22 protein-coding genes and 1 pseudogene are annotated in these 23,587 nt (G+C 66.2%); 15 read left to right on the top strand and 8 right to left on the bottom strand.

Going from position 1 to position 23,587, the window contains the following annotated elements:
- Positions 1 to 10: 10 nt before the first annotated feature.
- Positions 11 to 2,689, bottom strand: a complete 2,679-nt coding sequence (gene mutS, locus D1F64_RS01085; RefSeq protein WP_248304826.1) for a DNA mismatch repair protein MutS — start codon at positions 2,687 to 2,689, stop codon at positions 11 to 13.
- Between the two features lie 200 nt (positions 2,690 to 2,889).
- On the opposite strand from mutS, the gene D1F64_RS01080 reads away from it, so the two are divergent.
- The 8 genes from D1F64_RS01080 (at position 2,890) to D1F64_RS01045 (ending at position 11,474) form a co-directional block, all read left to right on the top strand.
- Complete coding sequence (locus D1F64_RS01080; RefSeq protein WP_117410911.1) at positions 2,890 to 5,169, top strand: NADP-dependent malic enzyme; 2,280 nt, start codon at positions 2,890 to 2,892, stop codon at positions 5,167 to 5,169.
- A 168-nt stretch (positions 5,170 to 5,337) separates the two neighbouring features.
- Positions 5,338 to 5,994 carry a phosphoribosylanthranilate isomerase gene (locus D1F64_RS01075; RefSeq protein ID WP_117410910.1) on the top strand — a complete coding sequence of 219 codons (657 nt, stop codon included), beginning with the start codon at positions 5,338 to 5,340 and terminating at the stop codon, positions 5,992 to 5,994.
- Positions 5,995 to 6,005: 11 nt separating this feature from the next.
- Positions 6,006 to 7,220: a tryptophan synthase subunit beta gene (gene trpB, locus D1F64_RS01070; protein ID WP_248304565.1), complete on the top strand. Its 1,215-nt coding sequence runs from the start codon at positions 6,006 to 6,008 to the stop codon at positions 7,218 to 7,220.
- A 59-nt stretch (positions 7,221 to 7,279) separates the two neighbouring features.
- On the top strand, positions 7,280 to 7,714 hold the full coding sequence (locus D1F64_RS01065; protein WP_117410908.1) for a DUF2267 domain-containing protein: 435 nt from the start codon (positions 7,280 to 7,282) through the stop codon (positions 7,712 to 7,714).
- A gap of 207 nt (positions 7,715 to 7,921) precedes the next feature.
- On the top strand, positions 7,922 to 8,101 hold the full coding sequence (locus D1F64_RS01060; protein WP_117410907.1) for a DUF1127 domain-containing protein: 180 nt from the start codon (positions 7,922 to 7,924) through the stop codon (positions 8,099 to 8,101).
- A 203-nt stretch (positions 8,102 to 8,304) separates the two neighbouring features.
- On the top strand, positions 8,305 to 9,147 hold the full coding sequence (trpA, locus tag D1F64_RS01055; RefSeq protein WP_117410906.1) for a tryptophan synthase subunit alpha: 843 nt from the start codon (positions 8,305 to 8,307) through the stop codon (positions 9,145 to 9,147).
- 39 nt (positions 9,148 to 9,186) lie between these two features.
- Positions 9,187 to 10,137, top strand: coding sequence for an acetyl-CoA carboxylase, carboxyltransferase subunit beta (gene accD, locus D1F64_RS01050; RefSeq protein ID WP_117410905.1), 951 nt, complete (start codon positions 9,187 to 9,189; stop codon positions 10,135 to 10,137).
- 20 nt (positions 10,138 to 10,157) lie between these two features.
- Positions 10,158 to 11,474 carry a folylpolyglutamate synthase/dihydrofolate synthase family protein gene (locus D1F64_RS01045; protein ID WP_117410904.1) on the top strand — a complete coding sequence of 439 codons (1,317 nt, stop codon included), beginning with the start codon at positions 10,158 to 10,160 and terminating at the stop codon, positions 11,472 to 11,474.
- Between the two features lie 28 nt (positions 11,475 to 11,502).
- On the opposite strand, the gene D1F64_RS01040 is transcribed toward D1F64_RS01045, so the two are convergent.
- The 3 genes from D1F64_RS01040 to D1F64_RS01030 all read right to left on the bottom strand — a co-directional run bounded on the left by D1F64_RS01040 (position 11,503) and on the right by D1F64_RS01030 (position 13,095).
- On the bottom strand, positions 11,503 to 12,036 hold the full coding sequence (locus tag D1F64_RS01040; protein ID WP_117410903.1) for an MmcB family DNA repair protein: 534 nt from the start codon (positions 12,034 to 12,036) through the stop codon (positions 11,503 to 11,505).
- Between the two features lie 73 nt (positions 12,037 to 12,109).
- On the bottom strand, positions 12,110 to 12,625 hold the full coding sequence (locus tag D1F64_RS01035) for a CAP domain-containing protein (RefSeq protein WP_117410902.1): 516 nt from the start codon (positions 12,623 to 12,625) through the stop codon (positions 12,110 to 12,112).
- Positions 12,625 to 13,095, bottom strand: coding sequence for an SRPBCC domain-containing protein (locus tag D1F64_RS01030; protein ID WP_117410901.1), 471 nt, complete (start codon positions 13,093 to 13,095; stop codon positions 12,625 to 12,627). The genes D1F64_RS01035 and D1F64_RS01030 overlap by 1 nt, the downstream gene beginning before the upstream one ends.
- A gap of 282 nt (positions 13,096 to 13,377) precedes the next feature.
- Here D1F64_RS01030 and D1F64_RS01025 point away from each other — a divergent pair, with 282 nt between their 5' ends.
- The 7 genes from D1F64_RS01025 (at position 13,378) to D1F64_RS00995 (ending at position 19,521) form a co-directional block, all read left to right on the top strand.
- On the top strand, positions 13,378 to 13,890 hold the full coding sequence (locus D1F64_RS01025) for a TIGR02281 family clan AA aspartic protease (protein ID WP_117410900.1): 513 nt from the start codon (positions 13,378 to 13,380) through the stop codon (positions 13,888 to 13,890).
- 167 nt (positions 13,891 to 14,057) lie between these two features.
- Positions 14,058 to 15,557 (top strand): phosphomannomutase/phosphoglucomutase, encoded by a 1,500-nt coding sequence (locus D1F64_RS01020; RefSeq protein ID WP_117410899.1) that lies wholly within the window; start codon positions 14,058 to 14,060, stop codon positions 15,555 to 15,557.
- Positions 15,558 to 15,564: 7 nt separating this feature from the next.
- The gene (locus D1F64_RS01015) at positions 15,565 to 16,575 is read left to right on the top strand and encodes an aldose epimerase family protein (RefSeq protein ID WP_117410898.1); all 1,011 of its coding nucleotides are present in this window, start codon (positions 15,565 to 15,567) and stop codon (positions 16,573 to 16,575) included.
- A gap of 23 nt (positions 16,576 to 16,598) precedes the next feature.
- Complete coding sequence (locus D1F64_RS01010) at positions 16,599 to 17,633, top strand: histone deacetylase family protein (RefSeq protein ID WP_117410897.1); 1,035 nt, start codon at positions 16,599 to 16,601, stop codon at positions 17,631 to 17,633.
- Between the two features lie 19 nt (positions 17,634 to 17,652).
- The gene (locus tag D1F64_RS01005; RefSeq protein ID WP_117410896.1) at positions 17,653 to 18,252 is read left to right on the top strand and encodes a LysE family translocator; all 600 of its coding nucleotides are present in this window, start codon (positions 17,653 to 17,655) and stop codon (positions 18,250 to 18,252) included.
- Positions 18,249 to 19,175 (top strand): phosphate/phosphite/phosphonate ABC transporter substrate-binding protein, encoded by a 927-nt coding sequence (gene phnD / locus D1F64_RS01000; RefSeq protein ID WP_117410895.1) that lies wholly within the window; start codon positions 18,249 to 18,251, stop codon positions 19,173 to 19,175. Before D1F64_RS01005 ends, phnD begins: the two co-directional genes overlap by 4 nt.
- A gap of 106 nt (positions 19,176 to 19,281) precedes the next feature.
- The gene (locus D1F64_RS00995; protein ID WP_117410894.1) at positions 19,282 to 19,521 is read left to right on the top strand and encodes a hypothetical protein; all 240 of its coding nucleotides are present in this window, start codon (positions 19,282 to 19,284) and stop codon (positions 19,519 to 19,521) included.
- Here the strand turns inward: D1F64_RS00995 and D1F64_RS00990 are convergent.
- The 4 genes and pseudogenes from D1F64_RS00990 to D1F64_RS00975 form a co-directional block, all read right to left on the bottom strand.
- Positions 19,469 to 20,683 (bottom strand): acetate/propionate family kinase, encoded by a 1,215-nt coding sequence (locus D1F64_RS00990; protein ID WP_117410893.1) that lies wholly within the window; start codon positions 20,681 to 20,683, stop codon positions 19,469 to 19,471. The genes D1F64_RS00995 and D1F64_RS00990 overlap by 53 nt on opposite strands.
- Positions 20,680 to 22,094: pseudogene (locus D1F64_RS00985) on the bottom strand (bifunctional enoyl-CoA hydratase/phosphate acetyltransferase). Before D1F64_RS00985 ends, D1F64_RS00990 begins: the two are co-directional and overlap by 4 nt.
- Before the next feature lie 192 nt (positions 22,095 to 22,286).
- The gene (locus D1F64_RS00980; RefSeq protein ID WP_117410892.1) at positions 22,287 to 22,871 is read right to left on the bottom strand and encodes a TadE/TadG family type IV pilus assembly protein; all 585 of its coding nucleotides are present in this window, start codon (positions 22,869 to 22,871) and stop codon (positions 22,287 to 22,289) included.
- Positions 22,868 to 23,461, bottom strand: coding sequence for a TadE/TadG family type IV pilus assembly protein (locus tag D1F64_RS00975; protein WP_117410891.1), 594 nt, complete (start codon positions 23,459 to 23,461; stop codon positions 22,868 to 22,870). Before D1F64_RS00975 ends, D1F64_RS00980 begins: the two co-directional genes overlap by 4 nt.
- Between the last annotated feature and the right edge of the window lie 126 nt (positions 23,462 to 23,587).

The following is a 23,587-nucleotide window of genomic DNA, read 5'->3' as shown; positions in this document are numbered from 1 at the left end:
GGATCGCAACTCACCCCTTCTTCAGTACCGCCCGTTTGGCCCTGAGCGCGTAGAGCGCCTCCAGCGCATCGCGCGGCGTCATCTCGTCGGGATCGAGGCCGTCGAGCAGCACGCCAAGTTCATCGGAGTGCGGCGCAGCGCTCGTCGCCGGCGCCACATGCGCGGCGAACAACGGCAGATCGTCGATCAGCGCCTGCGACGGCGCCTTGCGGTCCTGCTCCTCGAGCTGGTCGAGCACGGCGCGGGCGCGTTCCACCACTGCGTGGGGAAGCCCCGCAAGCTTGGCGACCTGGATGCCATAGGAGCGGTCGGCCGATCCCGGCACGATCTCGTGCAGGAACACCACATCGCCCTTCCACTCCTTGACGCGCACGGTGGCGTTGACCAGCCGGTCGAGCCGCTGCGACAGCGCCGTGAGCTCGTGATAATGGGTGGCGAAGAGCGCGCGCGAGCGGTTGACCTCGTGCAGGTGCTCGATGGCCGCCCAGGCGATCGACAGACCGTCGAAGGTGGCGGTACCGCGTCCGATCTCGTCGAGAATCACCAGGGAGCGCTCGCCGGCCTGATTGAGGATCGCCGCCGTTTCCACCATCTCCACCATAAAGGTCGAGCGTCCGCGCGCCAGATCGTCGGCCGCGCCGACGCGCGAGAACAGCCGGTCAACCACGCCGATATGGGCGGCGCGTGCCGGCACGAAAGAGCCCATTTGCGCCAGAACCGCGATCAGCGCGTTCTGGCGCAGGAACGTCGATTTACCCGCCATGTTGGGGCCTGTGATCAGCCAGATCTGGCCGCTGTCGCGGCCCTTTTCCGGCCCCAGCGCGGAGTCGTTGGCCACGAACGGTTCGCCGCTGTCGCGCTTGAGCGCCTGTTCCACCACCGGATGACGGCCACCGTCGATCTCGAACGCCAGCGAGGCGTCGACGTGGGGACGCACATAGCCCTCGCTTTCGGCCAGCACCGCCAGAGCGCTTGAGACGTCGAGCATGGCGAGCGCATCGGCCGCCGCCTTGATGAAGGCGCCCGCCTCCACCACCGCCGTTCGCAGGTTCTCGAAGGTCTCCAGCTCGATCGCCAGCGCCCGCTGACCCGCATTGGCGATTTTTGTCGCTAGATCACCGAGCTCGACCGTGGTGAAGCGCATGGCTCCGGCCATCGTCTGACGGTGGATGAAGGTCTCATTGTGCGGCTCGGCGAGCATTTTCGTGGCCTGCGCCGCAGGCACCTCGATGAACCAGCCCAGCACATTGTTGTGCTTGATCTTCAACGCCCGGATGCCGGCCGCATCGGCGTAGCCGGCCTGCAGCCCCGCGATCACCTTGCGGCTTTCGTCGCGCAGGGACCGCAGCTCGTCAAGATCCGCGCGATAGCCCGCGCGCAGAAAGCCGCCGTCGCGGGCCAGCAGCGGCATGTCGTCGGCAAGAGCCATGCTGAGTTCGCGCGCCAGCGCCACGGGCGCCTCGCGCAGGCGGCGTTCGGCGGCCGCCACATGCGCCGGCCGTTCCTGCTGTGGGCCCTCCAGAAGCCGGGCGATGGCGCCTGAAGCCTCGAGCCCGGCGCGAATTGTGTCGAGATCGCGCGGGCCGCCGCGCTGCAGCGCCAGACGCGACAGGGCGCGCGGCATGTCGGGCGCGGATTTGAGAGCCTCGCGCAGGCGTTCGCGCAACATCAGATCGTCGGCAAAGAATGCCAGCGCGTCCTGCCGCGCGCCGATCTCGCCGGGATCGGTCAGCGGGGCGGCGAGCCGGGACGCGAGCAGGCGCGATCCGCCGCCGGTGACCGTGCGGTCGATGGCCGAGAGCAGCGAGCCGCGCTTCTCGCCGCTCAGCGTGCGCATCAGCTCCAGATTGGTGCGCGTCGCCGCGTCGATCATCATGGCGCGACCGGCGCCGTCGCGCGCCGGCGGGTCCAGCGGCGGCCGTTCGCCGAGCTGGGTCTTTTCCACGTAGGCGACCACGGCAGAGGCGGCGGCGAGTTCGGCGCGCGTGAAGGCGCCAAAACCGTCGAGCGTCGCGACGCCGAAATAGCGTCCCAGCCGGTCCGCCGCCGTGGCGCTGTCAAACAGCGCGCGCGAGACGGGAGACACCGCAGCGCCCGCACTAGTCCAGATGGAGCGCAACTGCGGATCGGCGTCCACCGTGTCGGCGATGACAATCTCGCTCGGATCGATGCGGGCGATTTCGGCGGGCAGCCCCGTCAGGTCGCATTCCGATACGCGGAAGGCGCCGGTCGAGATGTCGATCCAGGCCAAGCCGAAGGTGCCCGCGCCGTCCGTCTCGCCGTCGGCGCCGGAGCGCACCCGGGAAATCGCCGCCAGATAGTTGTTGGCAGAGGCGTCCAGCAGCCGGTCTTCGGTCAGCGTGCCCGGTGTGACCAGCCGCACCACGTCGCGCCGCACCACCGACTTGGCGCCGCGTTTTCTGGCCTCCGCCGGATCCTCGGTCTGCTCGCACACGGCGACGCGGAACCCCAGCGCGATCAGCTTCTGCAGATAATCGTCCGCCGCGTGCACCGGCACGCCGCACATGGGAATGTCTTCGCCCAGGTGCTTGCCGCGCTTGGTCAGCGTAATCCCGAGCGCCCGCGACGCGGCTTCCGCATCGTGAAAAAACAGCTCGTAGAAGTCGCCCATCCGGTAGAACAGCAGGCTGTCGGGATTGGCCGTCTTGATTTCGATATATTGCTCCATCATGGGCGTTATCCGCGCATTGGCGGCGTCCGGAGCGGTCTTCGGCGGGTGGGCTGTGTGTGTCGACATGCGTGAACGGTAGCAAACTGCGGCCGCTGTTTCACCGCCGCCGGAGGCCAAGCCGGGTTGTGGCTTCCATTTTCGGGGGATAATGTCCGCTTCCCGCCGCTCGTCGCAACAGCACAAGAACGAGACAAGACATGCCAGGCACAGACAAGACCGCAAAGAACGGCCTTTCTTTCACGGACCAGGAAGCGCTTCAATTTCATCAGGAAGGCCGTCCGGGCAAGCTGGAAATTTCGCCGACCAAGCCGATGGCGACGCAACGCGACCTGTCGCTTGCCTATAGCCCCGGCGTGGCCGTGCCTGTGCTGGCGATCGCGGCGGATCCGTCCAAGGCGTTCGATTACACCAACCGCGGCAACATGGTTGGCGTGATCACCAACGGCTCGGCGATCCTCGGGCTCGGCAATCTGGGTCCGCTGGCCGCCAAGCCGGTGATGGAAGGCAAGGCGGTGCTGTTCAAGCGCTTCGCCGACATCGACGCCATCGACATTGGCGTCGACACCCAGGATGTCGACGAGTTCGTCAACTGCGTGCGGTTCCTGGGCACCTCCTTCGGCGGCATCAATCTCGAGGATATCAAGGCCCCGGAGTGCTTCCAGATCGAGGCGCGGCTGCGCGAGCTGATGGACATCCCGGTGTTCCACGACGACCAGCACGGCACGGCGATCATCGCGGCCGCCGGCATCATCAACGCCATGCATCTGACCGGCCGCGACATCGCGACGACGAAGCTGGTTTGCAACGGCGCGGGCGCCGCCGGCATCGCCTGCATCGAGCTCATCAAGGCGATGGGCATGCCGCACGACAACGTCATCCTGTGCGACACCAAGGGTCCGATCTACGAGGGCCGCGAAGACGGCATGAACCAGTGGAAGTCGGCCCATGCGTCGAAGACCGACGCGCGCAGCCTGGCGGACGCCATGAAGGGCGCCGATATCTTCTTCGGCGTTTCCGTCAAGGGCGCGCTGACCAAGGACATGGTCGCCTCGATGGCCGACAAGCCGATCATCTTCGCCATGGCCAATCCGGATCCCGAAATCACGGCGGAGGAAGTCGCCGAGGTGCGCGACGACGCCATCATGGCGACCGGCCGCTCCGACTATCCCAACCAGGTCAACAACGTCCTGGGCTTTCCCTACATCTTCCGCGGCGCGCTCGACGTGCAGGCCAGCACGATCAACGAGGCGATGAAGATCGCCGCCGCCAACGCGCTGGCCGAACTCGCCCGCGAGGATGTGCCCGACGAGGTCGCCGCCGCCTATCGCGGCAAGCGGCCGAAGTTCGGCCCCGATTACATCATCCCCGTGCCTTTCGATCCCCGGCTGATCACGGCGGTGCCCGCCGCCGTCGCGCAAGCCGCGATGGACAGCGGCGTCGCGCGCAAGCCGATCGTCGACATGGACGCCTACCGCATGCACCTGAGCGCCCGGCGCAATCCGGTCGCAGGTTCGCTGCAGAGCATCATCACCAAGGTGCGGCAGGCGCCCAAGCGCGTGGTCTTCGCCGAGGGCGAGGAGATCCAGGTCATTCGCGCGGCCATGAGCTTCGTGAGCCAGGGTCTGGGCACGGCCGTGCTGATCGGCCGCGAGGACACGATCCGCGCCACCGCGGAAACCGCCGGAATCGATCTGAAGGTCGGAATCGAGATCGAGAATGCCCGTGCCTCGACGAAGAACGCCGCCTATGCCGAGCATCTCTACAGCCGGCTGCAGCGCAAAGGCTACCTGCTGCGCGACTGCCAGCGGCTGGTCAACAACGACCGCAACTACTGGGGTGCCATCATGGTGGCCAAAGGAGATGCGGACGCCATGGTGACGGGTGTCACGCGGAACTATTCCGTGGCGCTGGACACCGTGCGCCAGGTCGTCGACACCAAGCCCGGCCACCGGGTCATCGGCGTCTCACTGGTGCTGGCGCGCGGCCGCACGGTGCTGGTCGCCGACACCGCCGTGCACGACATGCCGAACTCCGAGGAACTGGCGGACATCGCGGTGGAGGCGGCCCATGTCGCGCGCCGTCTCGGCTATGAGCCGCGGATCGCCATGCTGGCCTATTCGACCTTCGGCCACCCGGCCGGCGAGCGCTCCGAAAAGGTGCAGCAGGCGGTCAAGATCCTGGATTCGCGCGGGGTGGACTTCGAGTACGATGGCGACATGGCCGCCGACGTGGCGCTGAACATGGAGCAGATGGCGTCCTATCCGTTCTGCCGTCTCACGGGTCCGGCCAATGTGCTGATCATGCCGGCCTTCCACTCCGCCTCGATCTCCACCAAGATGCTGCAGGAGCTCGGCGGATCGACGGTGATCGGCCCGCTGCTCGTCGGCCTCGACAAGCCCGTGCAGATCGTCTCGCTCGGCGCCAAGGACAGCGACATCGCCAACATGGCGGCGATCGCGGCCTATGATGTGACGTGAACATGTCGGCGCTGCGGCTGAATTTGTCCGGGGCCGCGCGGACAAACCACGGATGACAACGTCCCGGGTCTGCGGAGCACCGCTTTCGCGCTGCGCCGCGCCCGGGATGACCCGCAAAAACATTTTGCCCCTGGAAGCCTCCGGGGACGTCAGAGCCGGATCGCAATCATGCCCTCGCCCGTCACCATAAAAATCTGCGGACTGTCGACGCGGGAGACCATGGCCGTCGCGCTGGAGGCGGGCGCCGGCATGGTGGGGCTGGTGTTTTTTCCCAAGAGCCCGCGGCACGTGTCGTATGATCAGGCGTCCGAGCTTGCGGCCATGGCGCGGGGCCGCGCGGAGATCGTCGCGCTGACGGTGGATGCGGACGATACGCTGCTGGGCGAGATCGTCGCCAAGGTCGCCCCGGACTGGCTGCAGTTGCACGGCTCCGAAAGCCCTGAGCGCGTGCGCGAGATTGCCGAAAAATTCGGCTGCCGGGTGATCAAGGCGATCGGCGTGCGCGCCGCCGCCGATATTGCCAAGGCTACTGCCTATGAGCCTGTCTGCGACATGATCCTGTTCGACAGCAAGCCGCCGAAAGACGCGGACGTTCCCGGCGGATCGGGGCTGTCTTTCGACTGGCATCTGATGGAAGATCTTGACCTTGCCAAGCCCTTCATGCTTTCCGGGGGGCTGGATGCTGGTAATGTCGCCGAGGCCCTGTCCATCACCCGTGCCCGCGCCGTCGATGTCTCTTCGGGCGTCGAGCGGGAAAGGGGCGTCAAGGACCCGGCGCTGATCCGCGCTTTTGTGGCCGCCGTAAACGGCGGTATACCCTGCTAATGGAGACCGCCGTGAGCACTCAGCCGAACACCCTGCGTTCCGGACCCGATCTGACCGGGCATTTCGGCATCTTCGGCGGCCGCTTCGTCGCCGAAACGCTGATGCCGCTGATCCTCGATCTGGAGCAGGCCTATAAGGACGCCAAGGCGGACCCCGCCTATGCGGCGCAGCTTTCAGACCTCAACACCCACTACACCGGCCGTCCCTCGCCGCTCTATTTCGCCGAGCGGCTGACCGACGAGCTGGGCGGCGCGAAGATCTATTTCAAGCGCGACGAGCTCAACCACACCGGCAGCCACAAGATCAACAACTGCCTCGGCCAGATCCTGCTGGCCAAGCGCATGGGCAAGACGCGGATCATCGCGGAGACCGGCGCCGGCCAGCACGGGGTTGCCACCGCCACCGTCTGCGCGCGCTTCGGCCTGCCCTGCGTCGTCTACATGGGCAAGGCGGACATCGAGCGTCAGGCGCCGAACGTCGTGCGCATGCAGTTGCTCGGCGCAGAGGTGATTCCGGTCACCGCCGGCGCGGGCACGCTCAAGGACGCCATGAACGAGGCGCTGCGCGACTGGGTGACCAACGTCGAGGACACCTATTACCTGATCGGCACGGCGGCCGGTCCGCATCCCTATCCGGAGATGGTGCGCGATTTCCAGTCGGTGATCGGCCAGGAACTGCGCGAGCAGATGACGCAGGCCGAAGGCCGTCTGCCGGACGCGCTGGTCGCCGCCGTCGGCGGCGGCTCCAACGCCATCGGCCTGTTCCATCCGTTCCTCGATGACGCCGATATCAAGATCTTCGGCGTCGAGGCCGGCGGCAAAGGACTGGACGGCGACGAGCATTGCGCCTCGCTCAACGCCGGACGGCCCGGCGTGCTGCATGGCAACCGCACCTATCTGCTGCAGAACGACGACGGCCAGATCCTGGAAGGCCATTCGATCTCGGCCGGCCTCGACTATCCCGGCATCGGCCCGGAGCACTCGTGGCTTAAGGAAATCGGCCGCGTGACCTACGTGCCGGCCACCGACGACGAGGCGCTCAACGCGTTCCAGGTGCTGACCCGGCTCGAGGGCATCATCCCGGCGCTGGAGCCGGCCCATGCGCTGGCCTATGTGATGAAGCTGGCGCCGACCATGGCCAAGGACCAGATCATCGTCATGAACCTCTGCGGCCGCGGCGACAAGGACGTCTTCACCGTCGGCAAGATTCTGGGGTACGACCTGTAGAGGCCGTATCGCGCGGGCAGACCGCGCGCCGCGCGCAGTCCCATGATCGAGGCACGCCGATGCCGATGCCTGACGAGTATCAGAGAGCCGGTCAGATCTTTGACCGGTTCCTCCACGACGCCGGCGCCGCGCTCGATCTCACGACGCGCAACCAGACCTACACGGTGGTTCAGAGCGTGTTGTTGGTGTTCCGCCGCCGGCTGACGATCACGCAGGGCCTGCGCTTCGCCGATGAGCTTCCAGCCGTCCTGCGGGCGCTCTTTGTCAAGGAATGGGATGTGGCGGCGCCTCCGATGCCATTCGCGGGCAGGGACGTTCTGTCGGAGGAAGTCCGGATGTTGCGCCGTCATCACAATTTCGCGCCGCCAACCGCCATTCGCGACGTGGCCCGCGCCCTGCGCGGACATGTGGATGCGCGCGGCTTCGATGTCATGCTGGCTACGTTGCCGCGGGAAGCCGCCGCCTTCTGGTCTTCAGACGGCCACGAGTGGTAGAGCGCCTCGCTGGCTGCGGTTCCGGCGGGCGTTTTCTCGCCGCCGACGAGACCCATGCCACAGACGCATGGGAGATCTGCGAAGCGATCAGTTGTGCTGCGGTGCAATATCTCCAATATCAGGGGCAACAGCAGCCTCATGATTGGAGAAAAGCCAATGTCCTCTCAATCCGTTCTCCACGCTCCGCACTCCGCTCGCGAAACCGCAGTGGCGTCGTCCGTGTTCGCCGGCATCGCCTCCTTCTTCACCGCGATCGGCCACGCCCGGCACGCACAGTTCACCTACGAGCGTCTCGCCCGCATGAGTGACGCGGAACTCGCCAACCAGGGCCTGACCCGCAACGACCTGCCGCGTTACGCTTTCGAAAGCGCCTTCGGCAGCCACTGAATTGATCACCCGCGCACGTCAGACGGTCGGTTGCGGCTGTTTTGACGCCCGCGGGCACCTGCCTGGATTGACAGAAGGTCGCTCTGCCTCCTACATCCAGACGGACACTGTGCGGTCTGGAGTGGATTACGGCGAAGACGGCTTGCGTTCTCGCCCACAATGCTGCTCCGCCGCCCCTGAACCGGCTGGATGAGAACCGCAGCATGACACAAACACGCATCGACCGCCGCTTCGCCGCATGTGCCGAGAAGGGCCGTCCCGCGTTGGTGACCTTCATCACCGCCGGCGATCCGGACACCGGCACATCGCTTGCGCTTCTCAAGGCGCTGCCCGCGGCCGGCGCCGATGTGATTGAACTCGGCATGCCGTTTTCCGACCCCATGGCCGAGGGCATTCCCATCCAGCGCGCCTCCCAGCGGGCACTGGCCGCCGGCCAGACCATGAAGAAGACGCTGGAAATGGTTCGCGCCTTCCGCGAGAGCGACGGCGACACGCCGATCGTCCTGATGGGCTACTACAATCCGATCTACTCCTACGGCAACGATGCCTTTCTCGCCGATGCCAAGGCCGCCGGCGTCGACGGGCTGATCATCGTTGATCTGCCGCCGGAGGAAGACGACGAACTCTGCGTGCCCGCGCTGAAGGCCGGACTGAATTTCATCCGCCTCGCCACCCCCACCACCGATGACGCCCGCCTTCCCGCCGTGCTCGCCAACACCTCCGGTTTCGTCTACTACGTGTCCATCACCGGCATCACCGGCACCGCCGCGCCCGATGCCGATCGGGTTGCCGTCGCCGTCAACCGCATCAAGGGCCACACCAGCCTGCCGATCGCTGTCGGCTTCGGCGTGAAGACCGCCGATCAGGCGCGCGAGATCGGCCGCAACGCCGACGGCGTCGTCGTCGGCTCCGCGCTCGTGGAGGCGGTGCGCAACAGCCTCGACTCGGACGGCCGCGCCACACAAACGACGGTTTCCGCCGTTACACAGCTTGTTGCCGAACTGAGCCGCGGCGTGCATGCCGCCCGTTCGGAAGCTGCCGAATAATCCGTTACCTGGGTAACGCGAAGAGACGGAACATCTGCCTTGAACTGGATCAACAGTGTCGTTCGGCCGAAACTTCAGAGCTTCCTGAACAAACGGGAATCGCCCGAGAACCTCTGGATCAAGTGCCCCGAGACCGGCGAAATGGTCTTCCACCGCGATCTGGAAGCCAACCAGTGGGTTGTGCCGACTTCCGGCCATCACATGCGCATTTCCGCGCGCCAGCGGCTGGAGTATTTCTTCGACGAGGGCACGTTCGAGACGCACCCCACGCCCGAGGTCGTCACTGATCCGCTGAAATTCCGCGACGAGCGCCGCTACGTCGACCGGCTGCGCGACGCCAAGGCGAAAACCGGCATGGAAGACGCCGTGCTGGTGGCCAGCGGCGCGGTGAAGGGCGATCCGTTCACCGTCGCCGTGCAGGATTTCAGTTTCATGGGCGGCTCGCTCGGCATGGCCGCCGGCGAGGCGATCATCACGGGGCTGAACATCGCGCGCGCGAACAGCACGCCCTTCGTGCTGTTCGCGGCCTCCGGCGGCGCGCGCATGCAGGAAGGCATCCTGTCGCTGATGCAGATGCCGCGCACCACGGTCGCCATCCAGCAGCTTCAGGAAGCCGGCCTGCCCTATATCGTGGTGCTGACGAACCCGACCACCGGCGGCGTCACGGCGTCCTACGCGATGCTGGGCGACATTCATATCTCCGAACCCGGCGCGCTGATCGGCTTCGCCGGGCCGCGCGTCATCGAGCAGACAATCCGGGAGAAACTGCCCGAGGGATTTCAGCGCGCCGAGTTCCTCCAGGAGCACGGCATGGTCGATCTGGTGGTGCATCGCCATGAGCTGGCCGAAACGATCGCGCGCATCTGCTCGGTTCTGATGAAGCGGCCCGCGCCTGGCGTGGCCGCGCCGGTCAAGACGCCTGCCGCAGATGCCGACGGGGCGGGCAATGCACCGCCCAAGGCGGACGCCACCGAAGCGCCTCGGACCTGAGGAAGGCGGCGTCTCCGACCATGGATCAAAGCACAGCCGTTCTGGAGCGCCTGCTGGGGCTCCACCCGAAAGAGATCGACCTGTCGCTGGACCGCTTGCAGCGGCTGCTGGATGCTCTGGGCAATCCCGAGCGCTCGCTGCCGCCGACGATTCACATCGCGGGCACCAACGGCAAGGGATCAACAACGGCCTTCATGCGGGCGATCCTGGAAGCCGACGGCAAAAGCGTCCATGTCTATACCTCACCGCATCTGGTGCGCTTTCACGAGCGGATTCGCCTTGGCCAACCCGGCGGCGGGCGGCTGGTCGCCGATGACGTTCTGAATGCGGCGCTGCTGCGCTGCGAATACGTCAATGATGGCGCGCAGATCACCTTTTTCGAGATCAGCACCGCGGTGGCGCTGTGTCTTTTCGCGGAACATCCGGCCGATGTGCTGTTGCTGGAAGTCGGACTGGGTGGCCGTTTCGATGCCACCAATGTGATCGAAAAGCCGATCGTCAGTGTCATCACCGCGATCTCCCTGGATCACGAACGCTTCCTCGGCAGCCGTCTGGAAGGCATAGCGCTGGAAAAGGCCGGCATCCTCAAGCGCGGCGCCCCGGCGGTGACCTCTCCCCAGGACGACGTGGTGCGCGCGGTCATCGAGGCGGAAGCAGAGGCGCTTGGCGCGCCGCTGGCCATCGGCGGCCAGGACTGGAGCGCGTTCGAGGAGCACGGCCGCCTGATCTATCAAGATGAGGGCGGACTTCTGGATCTGCCGTTGCCGAGACTGACCGGGCAGCACCAGGTCGTCAACGCGGGCACGGCCATCGCGGCGCTTCGCGCGGCCGGCGTCTGGCCCGGCATGAGCGCGACCGAACAGGGTCTGCGCACCGTATCCTGGCCCGCGCGCCTGCAGCGGCTGACGCATGGGCGGCTGTTCAAGCACGCGCCCGAGGGAGCCGATATCTGGCTCGACGGCGGCCACAACCCGGCCGCCGGCGTGGCCATCGCCAGCGCCATGGCGGACCTCGATGACCGGCTCGACCGGCCGCTCTACCTGGTCTGCGGCATGCTCAACACCAAGGATCCGATCGGCTTCTTCCGGCCCTTCGAGGGTCTGGCGCGGCACGTGATGACGATCCCGCTGATCTCGTCGGCGGCCGGCATCAGCGCCGAGGACCTGGCGCGCAACGCGGCCGAGGCCGGTCTCGACTGCGAGCCCGCGCCGTCGATCGATGCGGCGCTGAAACGCGTCGGACAACTGTGCGGCGACGGCCCGCCGCGCATTCTCATCTGCGGATCGCTTTATCTCGCCGGTGACGCGCTGGCCCTTAACGGCACCCCGCCGGAATAGACGCCCCGGGCCCCAAAGCAGCCGAACTCTAAAGCAGACTATCCCCGACCAATCCGCCGCGACTCAGGCGCGGATCCATCAGGTCGTGCAGCCGCGTCGCCGCCATGCGCGCGAACCGCAGGGTCACGGCCTTGCGCCGCGCCCCGGCCAGCTTGTGCAGCGTTGCCTCACGCAGGATCTCCGCGCCATAGCCATCCGAAAGCATCAGGCCTGCGTCCTGCGGAAACGGATCGAGCGGCACCTCGGGGGCGGTCGCGAAATACAGCCGGTCGCAGAAGTCGCGGTAATCGGGCCACTTCTTGTCGGCACGCAGATCGGCCAGCGATGATTTCACCTCGATGATCCAGATTTCGCCGGTCCTGGCGATAGCCACCAGATCCGCCCGGCGGCCGCTGACCAGGGTCATCTCGGCGATGCAGCTCGCGCCGAGCTGACGGATCAGCCGGCCCACGCCGCGCCGGACCCTTAAGGCCGTCTCCGACTGGCGTCCGTCGATGAGCCGCTCGGGCGTGTCGGGGTCGAGCCAACTTTCCAGCGATTCGTCGGGCAAAAGATCAGCCATGAGGCAGCCTCCTTCGGCTGTATTGTTCCTGTTATGTTCGGTCGGGTCAAGAGGCGCGGCCGCCTCCTGGCGCTCAGGACTCCGACCGCGCCATGATCAGCGCCCAAAAATTGCGGTAGGTGCCGTCAGCCCGGTTGGTGCGCGCCAGCCCCATCTGCGTGACATTGGGGTTCAGCAGATTGCGGTCATGGCCAGACGACCCGTGCCAGCCGTCAAACGCCGCTTGCAGCGTCGCGTAGCCGTAGCCGAGGTTTTCCGCCGCCGCGTCATGCTTGATGCCATGCGCGGTGAGGCGGGCGTACAAGCCGCTTCTGCTGTGCTTCGGCGACTTGAGCCTGTCGCGCCGCGCGATGTGATCGGCCATGTCCTGGGCGGCGAGACGCAGATCATTCGAGGCGGTGAGCGGCGCCACGCCATGTTGCGCGCGATAGCTGTTGAGAATGCTCAGCACCTGCTGCTGGTCGACGGGCTGATGACTCAGCTCCACCTCGCCGATGCCCGGCAAGCCGCCCGCGCAGCCCGAAAGCAGCAGGGCGGCCGCCAGAACGACGGCGTACGGACGGGCGCGCCACACATTCGGCCGGGTCATCACGCGATGTCGCCGCCCGCGACCGTGCTGGCCAGGGCCGCGAGCTTCTGCAGGTGACGCTGCCAACCCCGTGCGTGGGCTGCGATTAGGGCCGCTGGATCGTCGGTTCTCACATGTTGCCAATCGCAATGCTCCAGTATCAGGCGGCAGCCGTTGGGGTCTTCACGCGGCGGAGTCTCCTCGAGCATGATACGCACGCGGGACTGGCCCGACCAGCTGTTGTCTGCCCATGTCATCTCCAGGAGCGCGGGCGGCTCGCACCGCAGCACCGTGCCGTTGGTGACCACCGGCTGGCCGTCCCGCTCCCATTCCTCGCGAAAATGTCCGCCGGCGCGCGCGTCCAGCGTCACGTGTGCGCCCCACCATATGGACAGCGCTTCCGGCGTGCTCAAGAGGATCCAGGCCGCCTCAATCGGGATCGGAAGATCGAGCTCGATCCGGATGTCATATTCGCCGGTCGTCAGCTGCATCGAAATTCTCCGCCTGGGCCCGCCAACGATGTGCTGGGTGCATGCCCGCCTGTCATCAGATCAACCGTTCAGCACCGGGGTCGTTCCAGGAAAAGACTCGGTCGATGACGGGCAGCGCCGGACAGATGACAACAATACCGTATTTGCACGCCCGCATTCACCCGGTGATAACGCTCACCGTGGCATTGTGGACAGGATGTCCGCTTGGGTTCTGCCCAGCAGGGACGTCGCGGGCGGAAGAGCCGCCCCGAAGCGGTGAAAACTGGGACCAGGAAACGCGGCATGCTGCGCTATCTTCTTCTTCTGGCCATCGCTGTGGCCGCCGCGGTCGAAGGGCCGGGGCTGATGCAGTCGCTGATGCAGGAGCGGTCCTCCGAGGTTGCCGCCATACGCGCCGAGACACCGCCGGAGACCTATGGGGGCGGTCGCAGGGTCATGCTCGAGGCCGGCCCGGGCGGGCACTACGCCACCCGCGCCCGCATCAACAACCGCTGGGTCGACGTCATGGTCGACACGGGCGCCACCACCGTGGCGATCCCCTATGAGGAGGCCGTGCGTTTGGGCATGCGGCCCGGCAACTCCGATTTCACCCTCGAAACCCGCACCGCCAACGGAATCCGCTACTCCGCACCGGTCCGGCTCGACGAGGTGCGCATCGGCGACATCATCCTGCACGACGTGGATGGCTTGGTCTCTCCGCGCGGCGCGCTCTCGGTCACCCTGCTCGGCATGTCGTTCCTGGGGCGCCTCGGCGGTGTCGAGATGCGCGACGGCCGTCTGGTGATGACGCAATAGCGCACGTCATCCCGGCGCATGCCGCGGTCTCGCGGCAATCCAACCATGCTATTGTCATTTTCCGCTGCTTTGATTCCCGCGCCGTGTCACCTTCCGGCACCCCGCCCGTTCGCCCCTCAGGGCATCCATGCTGCCGATTGACCAGCCAGAGCATTTCAGGAGCCCGCATGTTTCCCAAGCCCGTCCCGCAGTTGACGCCGAACACCTATGCCTTCGAATCCGCGCCCATGGTCAAGCCGACGGGGTTTCGCGAGTACGATGCGCGCTGGCTGTTTGAGAAGGAAATCAACCTTATGGGCGTTCAGGCGCTCGGGATGGGGCTGGGGACGCTGCTGCACGAATTGGGCGTGAAGCCGGAGATCGTCACCGCGCACGACTACCGCGCCTATTCCGCCTCCATCAAGATGGCGCTGGTCACCGGGCTGATGGCGGCGGGCGTCAAGGTGCACGACATTGGCCTGGGCATCACGCCGATGGCCTATTTCGCGCAGTTCGAACTCGATGTACCGGCGGTGGCCATGGTCACCGCCTCGCACAACGACAACGGCTGGACCGGCGTGAAGATGGGCGCCAACCGGCCGCTGACCTTCGGCCCCGACGAGATGGGCCGGCTGAAGGAGATCGTCCTGGAGGCGTCGTTCACGCTGCGCGACGGGGGCGCCTACCGGTTCGTCGAGAATTTTTCCGACCGCTACATCGCCTCGCTGACCAGCCGGGAGACACTGAAAAAGCCGATCAAGGTGGTCGCGGCCTGCGGCAACGGCACGGCGGGCGCCTTCGCGGAACGCATTCTGACCGCCATCGGAGCCGAGGTGATCCCGCTCGACTGCGAGCTCGACCACAGTTTCCCGCGCTACAATCCCAATCCCGAAGACATGGAAATGCTGCACGCCCTGCGCGACAAGGTGCTGGAAACCGGCGCCGATGTGGGCCTGGGCTTTGACGGCGACGGCGACCGCTGCGGCGTCGTCGACAACACCGGCGAGGAAATCTTCGCCGACAAGGTGGGCGTGATGCTGGCGCGGGACATCTCCGCGCTCAATCCCGGCTGCCAGTTCGTCGTCGACGTGAAATCCACCGGTCTTTACAACACCGACCCGGTGCTTCAGGCCAACGGCGCGAAGACGGACTACTGGAAGACCGGCCATTCCTACATCAAGCGCCGGGTCAACGAGCTCGACGCCATCGTGGGATTCGAGAAATCGGGCCATTATTTCTTCAACGCGCCGATCGGCCGCGGCTATGACGACGGTTTTGTTTCCGCGTTCGCCATCCTCGACATGCTGGACCGCAATCCGGACAAGTCGATGGCCGATCTGCGCGAGGCGCTGCCGAAGACCTGGGGCTCGCCCACCATGTCGCCGCATTGCGACGACGAGACCAAATACGGCGTCGTCGACACGGTGGTGGCGCGGTTCGAGGCCATGAAACAAGCCGGCGAAACGATCGATGGACACGCGATCGTCGATCTGATCACCGTCAACGGCGTGCGCGTGGTCACGGATGACGGCACCTGGGGGCTGGTGCGGGCGTCGTCGAATAAGCCCGAGCTGGTGGTCGTCGTCGAAAGCCCGGTGTCGGAGGCACGCATGCGCGAGATGTTCCATTCCGTCGACGTCATCCTTCGCGAGAACGGCGAAGTCGGCGCCTACAACCAGACGATCTGAGGCCCCCATGCTTGCAGCAGGAGAATCCGCCGTCTTTGGACGTCTCGACGACGGCGCCGAGATCCGCGAATGCGCGATCGCCGCGGGCGGCCTTTCGGCGTCCATTCTCACCTATGGGGCGGCCGTGCGCCGCTTGCGCGTCGGCGGGCGCGACGTCGTTCTGGGACTGGAGACGCTTGAGGACTATGTCCTGCACTCGCCGCACATGGGGGCGATCGCCGGTCGCTACGCCAATCGCATCAAGGGCGGGCGTTTCGAGCTTGACGGCGTGCCGGTGCAACTCACCTGCAACGAGGGTGACAACCATTTGCACGGCGGCGCGCGGGGGTTCGGCAAGCGCGCCTGGCAGCTCGAGCAGCACGACAAGCGTAGCGTGCTGCTGAAGTATGTCTCCCGGGACGGAGAGGAAGGCTATCCGGGCCGTGTGGAGGCGCTGTGCCGCTACACGCTGACCGGATCCGGCGCCTTGCGCATCAAGCTCACGGCGACCACGGACGCGCCGACGCTGGTGAACCTTGCCCATCACAGCTATTTCAATCTCGGGGGCGGCGCGGACGTTCTCGACCATACCGTCGAGATCGCCGCCGAGCGCTATCTGCCGATCGATGCCGAGGCGATTCCCACAGGCCAAATCCGCAAGGTTGACTGGACGCCGTACGATTTCCGCGAGGGGCGCCGGATCCGCCGCAAGCCGTCCGAGAAAGACGTGATCTTCGATCACAACTTCTGCCTGGCCGACGCGCCGCGCGGAGATCTGGGTTTCGCGGCCTCGGTCGAAGCGCCGGACGAAGATTGCCGCATGGAGGTCTGGACCACCGAACCGGGCCTGCAGTTCTACGACGGGGCCAAGCTCAACGTGCCGGTTGCCGGCCTCGACGGCCGCCGCTACGGTCCGTGCGCCGGATTCTGCATGGAGCCGCAGCGCTGGCCCGACAGCCCCAATCATGCTGATTTCCCAGGCGCGGTGTTGCGTCCGGGTGAAAGCTACAGCCAGGTCACGGAATACCGTTTCGCCTGAGCCCGTCTCTGCAGAGTACCTGTATGAAAACCGTCTTCTCCGAACTGCAGCTGAATCACAGGCCGACGTTCGAGCTTTCCGATGGCGCCATGGCGCCGGCGGTGGAACTGCCCGCGCGCGCCGAATTCGTGCGCGACCGCATCGTGGAAACCGGCCTCGGCGCGATTCAGCCGCCGGATGCGTTCGGACGAGGTCCGCTCGAGAGGGTGCACAGCCGCGCCTATCTCGATTTCATGGACGGTTTCCGCGCGCAATGCGAGCGCGAGGGCCGCACGGGCGAGGTGTTTCCCTTCTGTTGGCCAACCGCGGGTCTGCGCGCAGACGTGACCCCGCGCCATCTCGACGGGCAATTGGGCCGTTATTCCTTCGATGCGGGCACACCCATCGGTCCGGAGAGCTGGCGGGCCGCGAAGGTCAGCGCCGACACCGCGCTCAGTGCGGCGCGGCTCGTGAAGGACGGCGAACGAGCCGCCTTCGCCCTGTGCCGCCCGCCCGGCCATCACGCCATGAGCGACCGGTTCGGCGGCTACTGCTTTGTGAATAATGCGGCCGTGGCCGCCCAATACCTGCGCGATCAGAGCGCGGCGCGCATCGCAATACTCGACGTAGACTACCATCACGGCAACGGCACCCAAGAGATCTTCTACGAGCGCTCCGACGTGCTGTTTCTGTCGATCCACGCCGATCCGGCCGACGAGTATCCCTATTTCCTCGGCTATGCCGACGAGACGGGCACCGGCGAAGGCGCGGGGTTCAACCAGAACTGGCCGCTGGCCATCGGCACGGACTGGGACGGCTGGAGCGCGGCGCTGGACGCCGCCTGCGGCCGGGTCATGACGTTCGGCGCGGATGTGGCCGTGATCTCGCTGGGGCTGGACCCCTACGAGCACGATCCGATCTCGCGCTTCCGCCTGCAATCGGGCGATTTTACCCGCCTCGGCGCGCGGCTCGAAAAGCTCGGCCTGCCGACGCTCTTCGTCATGGAGGGCGGCTATGCCATCGACGCGCTTGGCGTGAACTGCGTCAACGTGCTGTCCGGTTTCGAAGACGCGCGCTGATCCCATCAGGAGGGCTGTCATGCTGTGGATTCTGTTCATTCCGGCCTGTTTCGCGCTCAATATGGCGCCGGGCCCCAACAACCTCACCGCGTTCGCCAACGGCGCACGGCTCGGCTTCTGGCCGGGAATGGCGGCGGGCATGGGGCGCATGCCCGCGTTTGCGATTCTGATCACGGCAGCGGCTGCAGGACTGGGCGTCGCGCTGGCCGCCTCCGCCGTCGCCTTCACCGTGATCAAGTTCGCCGGGGCCCTGTATCTGATCTACATCGGCATCCGCATGTGGCGCGCCCGGGTCGGCGAACTCGAAGTCTCGGCGGGCCTGTCGGTGAGGCAGCTCGCGCGGCGCGATTTTCTCATCGCCATCGCCAACCCCAAGGCGATCGCCGTGTTCACCGCCTTCTTTCCGCAGTTCCTGGATCTTTCGGCTCCCATCGCGCCGCAGTTCGTGCAACTGGGCGCCGCTTTCCTCGTCATGGAGGTGGTGGCCGTGGCGATCTACGTGATCGCCGGACGGCTGCTGCGCGGCGTGGTCAGCTCGACGGGCATGGCCCGTGTGCTCAACAAGGGAGTCGGCGGCTTTCTGGTGTTCTCCGGCGCCTCGCTGGCGCTGTCGCGATGACCCGGATCGGGCGTCTTCTGTCCTTGTTGCTGCTGGCCATAGTCCTGGGCGGCGTGGCGTCGTCGAGCGCCCTTGCGCAGGAGGACACCGGCGACTGGCGTGCGGAACAGAAGGTGCTACGCATCGGGATCCTCGCCACGGGCGGCGCCGAACGGCGCGTCGCGGCGGCGCGGCCGTTCGAGGCCTATGTCTCCGATGTCATCGGCATGCCGGTCGAACTGGTGCCCCTGCGCGACATGCGCGTGCTGATCGACGCCATCGTCAACGCGCGCATCGACTATGCGCCGCTGAGCGCCAGCGCCTATGCCGCCGGCTGGACGCTGTGCCGGTGTCTCGAGCCTCTGGCGGCGCCGCTGGCCGAGGACGAGACCGCCGGTTTCCATGCCATTGTCGTGACCCGGGCAGACAGCGGTTTACGCCGGCTGGCGGATCTCAAGGACAAGGCGCTGGTCTATGCGCAGCCCTCGTCGGTCGCCGGGTATCTGCTCCCGCGTGCCGCCTTCCGCGCCGAAGGCATCGAGGACGAGACCTTCTTCGGCCGGATCGGCCATGCGGCCGGACCGGTCGCCGCCGTCACCGCGATGCTCAAGGGTGAGTATGACGCGGCGCTCGCCTGGTCGTCGCTGGAGGGGGAGGCGGCGTCGGGCTACAGCCGCGGCACCCTGCGCACGATGATCGCCGAGGGCACGCTCGCCATGGAGGATATCCGCATCGTCTGGCAGTCACGGCTGATTCCGCATGGGCCGCACGTGGTGCGCGTCAACCTCGCCGAGGAACTCAAGACGCTGCTGCGCGCCGCGCTGTTCGACCTCGCCGCGGCCGATCCGGACGCCTACGACGCGATCGAGCCCGCGTTTCCCGGCGGATTCGCCGCGGTCAGCGCCGATTCCTATGCCCCCCTTGTGCAGATTTTTTCCCGCTGAGGCCACCCGACTGGCCCGGTTTCGAGGGAACTTCTCCGCGCGTATTCCGTTGGTTCCATATATCGCCACTCTCGGATGCGGCCGCGCAAACGATGGAGAAACGATCATGTGGACCCGGATTTTCATAAGTGTGCTTGTCTTCATGCAGATCAATGCCGTGCTGTTTGGCGCCGGCATCGTCGCCGTTCTGGTGGTTCCGGCGCTGAAGGCGCAGGCGATGATGCTGCTTCCGGCTGTCGTGGTGGCCAGTCTGGTGATCGCGCTGCCGGTCTCGTGGTGGCTTGCTCCGCGCCTCAGGTTGCCGCGCTGGAGACGCCGGCGACATGCAGCGAATGCCGGGCAATAACCACTTCCTCGTTCGTGCGGATGACAAGAACCCGGCAACGCGAGCCGGGCGCTGAGATATCAGCCTCGTTCGCGGCATTGCGCGCTGCATCGACGGATAGCCCCAGCCAGTCCATGTTCTCACAGATACGGGCGCGGATCAGGGCCGAATTCTCGCCGATGCCGCCGGTGAACACGAGCGCATCGATGCCCGCGACCGTAGCCGCCATGGCGCCGATCTCGCGGCGAACGCGATAGACGAAATAGTCGATCGCCTGGGCCGCGTGCGGCTCCTCGCTGGCCTCCAGCACGCGCATGTCCGCGCTGATACCGGAGAGCCCCTTCAGACCGGAACGATTGTACAGCAGATCGGTGAGGGCCGGCGCGTCCATGCCCTTGGCGCTCATCAGGTAAAGCAGCACGCCGGGATCCAGCTGCCCGCAGCGCGTCCCCATCGGCAGTCCGTCAAGCGCCGTGAACCCCATCGACGAGCCGACGCTTCGCCCGTCCTTGATCGCGCACATCGAGGCGCCATTGCCCAGATGCGCCACCACGACCCGCCCCGAGGCGAGCGTCGGGTGCGTCTGGCGCAGCCGGCTGGAGATGTAGTCGTAGGACAGTCCGTGGAACCCATAGCGGCGGATGCCCTCGTCATAAAGCGCGCGCGGCAGCGCGAACGTGTCGTTCACCCAGGGATGCGTGCGATGAAAGGCGGTGTCGAAACAGGCGACCTGAGGCGCATCGGGAAAGGCGGCGCGGGCCGCGTCAATTCCGGCCAGGTTGTGCGGCTGGTGCAGCGGCGCCAGCGGCTCCAGCAACGCCAGTTCGGCACGCATCGCCGTATCCACGATGACCGACCGGCTGTGCGCCGCGCCTCCATGAACCACCCGGTGCCCGACGACCGCGATCCGCGCATCGGCGTGCCGGCGCGCCAGAAACTCCAGGATCACATCGAGCGCGGCGGCATGACTGGACGCCTCGCCGGGCGCCAGATCACGGGCCTCGACCGGTGTCCCACATTCATCCTGCGCCCTGAAACGCGGCTGCTCGCCCAGACCTTCGACGCGGCCGCGGCAGACTTCGGCCGGATCACCGCTCCCCGGCACGTCCGTCCCCGTGCCATCGAACAACGCGAACTTGATGCTTGAGGAGCCGGCGTTCAGGACCAGCACCGCGCCCGTCATGACGCATCGTCCTCCGAGGGCGCGGTCACGACCTCTCCGGTTCTGGTCCAATGGGCGTGCAGCATCGCCAGCGCGCAGGAGGCGAGGCGCGAGCGATCGTCGTCCGCGCGGCTGGTCAGGATGACAGGCACCTTCGCGCCAACCACCAGGCCCGCCGCCTGGGCATGCGACAGGAAGGTCAGCTCCTTGGCGAGCATGTTGCCCGCTTCCATGTTGGGAACGATCAGCACGTCCGCATGACCCGCCACAAGAGACGTGATGCCCTTGGTGCGCGCGGCATTGGCATCGATGGCGTTGTCCATCGCCAGGGGGCCGTCGACGACCCCGCCGCGTATCTGCCCGCGCTCGGCCATCTTGGAGAGCACAGCGGCATCCAGGGTTGAGGGGATCGCCGGCGTCACGGTTTCCACCGCGGACAGCACGCCGACCTTCGGCGTTGTGATGCCGATGGAACGCGCCACATCGATGGCATTCTGGGTGATGTCGACCTTGGCCTTGAGATCCGGAGAGATATTGATGGCGGCGTCGGAAATGATCATCGGCGCGGGCCGTCCCGGCACGTCCATGACGAAGACATGGCTGAGCCGCCGTTCGGTCCGCAATCCCTGCTGCCTGTCGAGGAGCTGATGCAACAGGGTGTCGCTGTGCAGATGCCCCTTCATGAGGGCGCGGGCGCGGCCCTCCCGCACCAGCGCGATGCCCCGGGCCACCGCATCGGGCGCGCTGGCGATGTCGATGATCTCGATACCGGCAAGCGTCTTGCCGAGCGATTCCGCCGTCTCTTCGATCGCCTTGCGGTTGCCGATCAGGATCGGTGTGATCAGACCCGCCTCGGCGGCCAGCAAGGCGCCGCCGAGCGAATGGGCGTCGTCGGGGGCAATCACCGCCGTCGGCAGCGGCGGCAGCCGTTGCGCGAGCGCGACAAGGCGGTCGAAGTTCTGGTGGCGTTCCACGAGGATATGAGGAATCTCATGCGGCTCGAGCCGCACCGTGCGCTCGGGGCGGAAACCCGGGCCTCGCCATCCGCGATCAGCGCGCCATCGTCCCGCGTCACCTGGGTGGCCAGCAGGACGATGCCGTCCGGCTCCTTTGCCGTGACGCGCACGGTCACCGTCAGCGTGTCGCCTTCGAGCGCGCGCTCGAGGAAACGGAATGTCTGGCCGCGGTAGATCGTGCCGGGTCCTGGCAGAATGTTGCCAAGGACGGCTGAAATCAGCGTCCCCACCCACATCGACGGCGCGATGGCGCGGTCCGTCTTGCCATCGCCCGTGTGGTCGATGTCCGGGATATGCAGGGGGTTCAGGTTGCCTGACGCATTGGCGAAGATGAACAGGTCGTTGGCGGTGCAAGTCCGCGTGATGGACGCGCTGTCGCCGACCTCGATCTGCTCATAGGTCTTGTTTGTCACCATGATCGCCCCGCCTGATCGCCGCCGCCACTTGCCGACCCGTATTAGCGGATTAGTGGCGGGGAGACTTTGACATGCCTCACGGGTGCCATGGCAAGCCCCGCCGGACGTCTATTGGCCGCAGCGTCGCCGGCAGGTCACGCCGCGCAGCGTCGCGATGGAGCGCCTGATCGAGCTCTTCGCGAGGTTGATGCACTATGTGGGGTCTGGAATCTTCTGCACCAGCCGCGGCCGCAGCAGAAAGGTCTCACCAAGCGCAATATTGTCCGCGATGACGGAGGTGAACATCGGCGTGTAGTTGAAGCTGGAGACGGCGATGATTATCGTCGTATTGGCGATCTTGACCGCTGCCGGAATATCGATCGGCGGCGCGGCGTTCTCCGTCCACGCCGAAGCGGTCTGATAGGCGCGGCTCCAGTCGACGGTCGCGTTTCCGTCCGAATCGAACTCGACGGAGGAGACCACGATCCCCAGAGTGTCGGCCGGATAGGGTTGAAGGATAATCTTGCTGACCTTGAAGATGTCCGCCAGGTCGCTGGTCGAGACCGTGGTGGCCTGAGCAACGAGATCCGCAACCGTGCTGGCCACCTGCGTCACCTTGCGGTCATAGGTCAGGGCCCGCGTCAATTCGACCGTGCCCATCAGCAGCACGAGGAGAATGGGCAGGATCAGGGCGAATTCCACCGCCGCGATACCGCGCTGGCATCGGTACAGGCCGGAAATCCTGCCCGCGATGGTCTGGCACGCACGCGCGATGCGCTGGTGGCTGGCCTGGATCATGATCCGCCCGACGCTGTTGGGAAGGGTTCGTTGCGGAAAGCGGCGATGGAGGCGATCAATCGCGTACCGTCGGCGAGATCGCTGAAGTCGACTCCGAAATAGGAACCGGCCATCGGCCAGCGGTAGAAGGCCCGCATGACGACGATCTGAGACGCGGACCCGGTCTGATATGAGAAATCCTCGATCAGCTTGTCATCCTCGTCGATGAGCGGCGTCTCCGCCCAGGTGCTGAAGGACGTGTAGGTCTTCACGTCGATGCTCAGCCGGTCGGCGGAGAAAAAGCCGGGCAGGTGCCCCATCACTTCCTGCTTGAAACCGTCCGCGTCGAGCGAGGCCTTCTGAGCCTGGCCCGTGCGGATCAGCCGCGCGCTTTCGGCAACCGCGTTGTCCAGGACCTCGCCCGCGAAGAAAACCAGACCGATCTCGATGAGGAATGCCAGAAGGACGAGAAACGGCATCGCCACGAGGGCGAATTCGATCGCCGTCGATCCGCTCTCGTTGCGCCTGAACCGGCGTAACCGGCCAACAAACGACGGCCTGCGCGCCGGTTCTTTGGGAAGAGAAGCGCTGACGCTATGGCGTTGGGACATCGGGTACGCCTCTGACGTTCATCCGTGGGGTCGTTCTGACAAAATGGTCCGCGCATGCCGAAAGGCACAGGGGACCGCCATTCGCCGCACCATGCCTGCCGTTACGGCTCGTGGCCGGACATCTAC

Source organism: Breoghania sp. L-A4, assembly GCF_003432385.1.
In the GTDB taxonomy this organism is placed as follows: Bacteria; Pseudomonadota; Alphaproteobacteria; order Rhizobiales; family Stappiaceae; genus Breoghania.
This window is presented reverse-complemented; position numbering and strand designations above follow the sequence as displayed.

Bases quoted from the DNA above. Each gene is read 5' to 3' on its own strand.
- mutS (WP_248304826.1), bottom strand. From the start codon at position 2,689: ATGGAGCAATATATCGAAATCAAGACGGCCAATCCCGACAGCCTGCTG.
- D1F64_RS01080 (WP_117410911.1), top strand. From the start codon at position 2,890: ATGCCAGGCACAGACAAGACCGCAAAGAACGGCCTTTCTTTCACGGAC.
- D1F64_RS01075 (WP_117410910.1), top strand. From the start codon at position 5,338: ATGCCCTCGCCCGTCACCATAAAAATCTGCGGACTGTCGACGCGGGAG.
- D1F64_RS01065 (WP_117410908.1), top strand. From the start codon at position 7,280: ATGCCGATGCCTGACGAGTATCAGAGAGCCGGTCAGATCTTTGACCGG.
- trpA (WP_117410906.1), top strand. From the start codon at position 8,305: ATGACACAAACACGCATCGACCGCCGCTTCGCCGCATGTGCCGAGAAG.
- D1F64_RS01045 (WP_117410904.1), top strand. From the start codon at position 10,158: ATGGATCAAAGCACAGCCGTTCTGGAGCGCCTGCTGGGGCTCCACCCG.
- D1F64_RS01040 (WP_117410903.1), bottom strand. From the start codon at position 12,036: ATGGCTGATCTTTTGCCCGACGAATCGCTGGAAAGTTGGCTCGACCCC.
- D1F64_RS01035 (WP_117410902.1), bottom strand. From the start codon at position 12,625: ATGACCCGGCCGAATGTGTGGCGCGCCCGTCCGTACGCCGTCGTTCTG.
- D1F64_RS01030 (WP_117410901.1), bottom strand. From the start codon at position 13,095: ATGCAGCTGACGACCGGCGAATATGACATCCGGATCGAGCTCGATCTT.
- D1F64_RS01025 (WP_117410900.1), top strand. From the start codon at position 13,378: ATGCTGCGCTATCTTCTTCTTCTGGCCATCGCTGTGGCCGCCGCGGTC.
- D1F64_RS01020 (WP_117410899.1), top strand. From the start codon at position 14,058: ATGTTTCCCAAGCCCGTCCCGCAGTTGACGCCGAACACCTATGCCTTC.
- D1F64_RS01015 (WP_117410898.1), top strand. From the start codon at position 15,565: ATGCTTGCAGCAGGAGAATCCGCCGTCTTTGGACGTCTCGACGACGGC.
- D1F64_RS01010 (WP_117410897.1), top strand. From the start codon at position 16,599: ATGAAAACCGTCTTCTCCGAACTGCAGCTGAATCACAGGCCGACGTTC.
- D1F64_RS01005 (WP_117410896.1), top strand. From the start codon at position 17,653: ATGCTGTGGATTCTGTTCATTCCGGCCTGTTTCGCGCTCAATATGGCG.
- phnD (WP_117410895.1), top strand. From the start codon at position 18,249: ATGACCCGGATCGGGCGTCTTCTGTCCTTGTTGCTGCTGGCCATAGTC.
- D1F64_RS00995 (WP_117410894.1), top strand. From the start codon at position 19,282: ATGTGGACCCGGATTTTCATAAGTGTGCTTGTCTTCATGCAGATCAAT.
- D1F64_RS00990 (WP_117410893.1), bottom strand. From the start codon at position 20,683: ATGACGGGCGCGGTGCTGGTCCTGAACGCCGGCTCCTCAAGCATCAAG.
- D1F64_RS00980 (WP_117410892.1), bottom strand. From the start codon at position 22,871: ATGATCCAGGCCAGCCACCAGCGCATCGCGCGTGCGTGCCAGACCATC.
- D1F64_RS00975 (WP_117410891.1), bottom strand. From the start codon at position 23,461: ATGTCCCAACGCCATAGCGTCAGCGCTTCTCTTCCCAAAGAACCGGCG.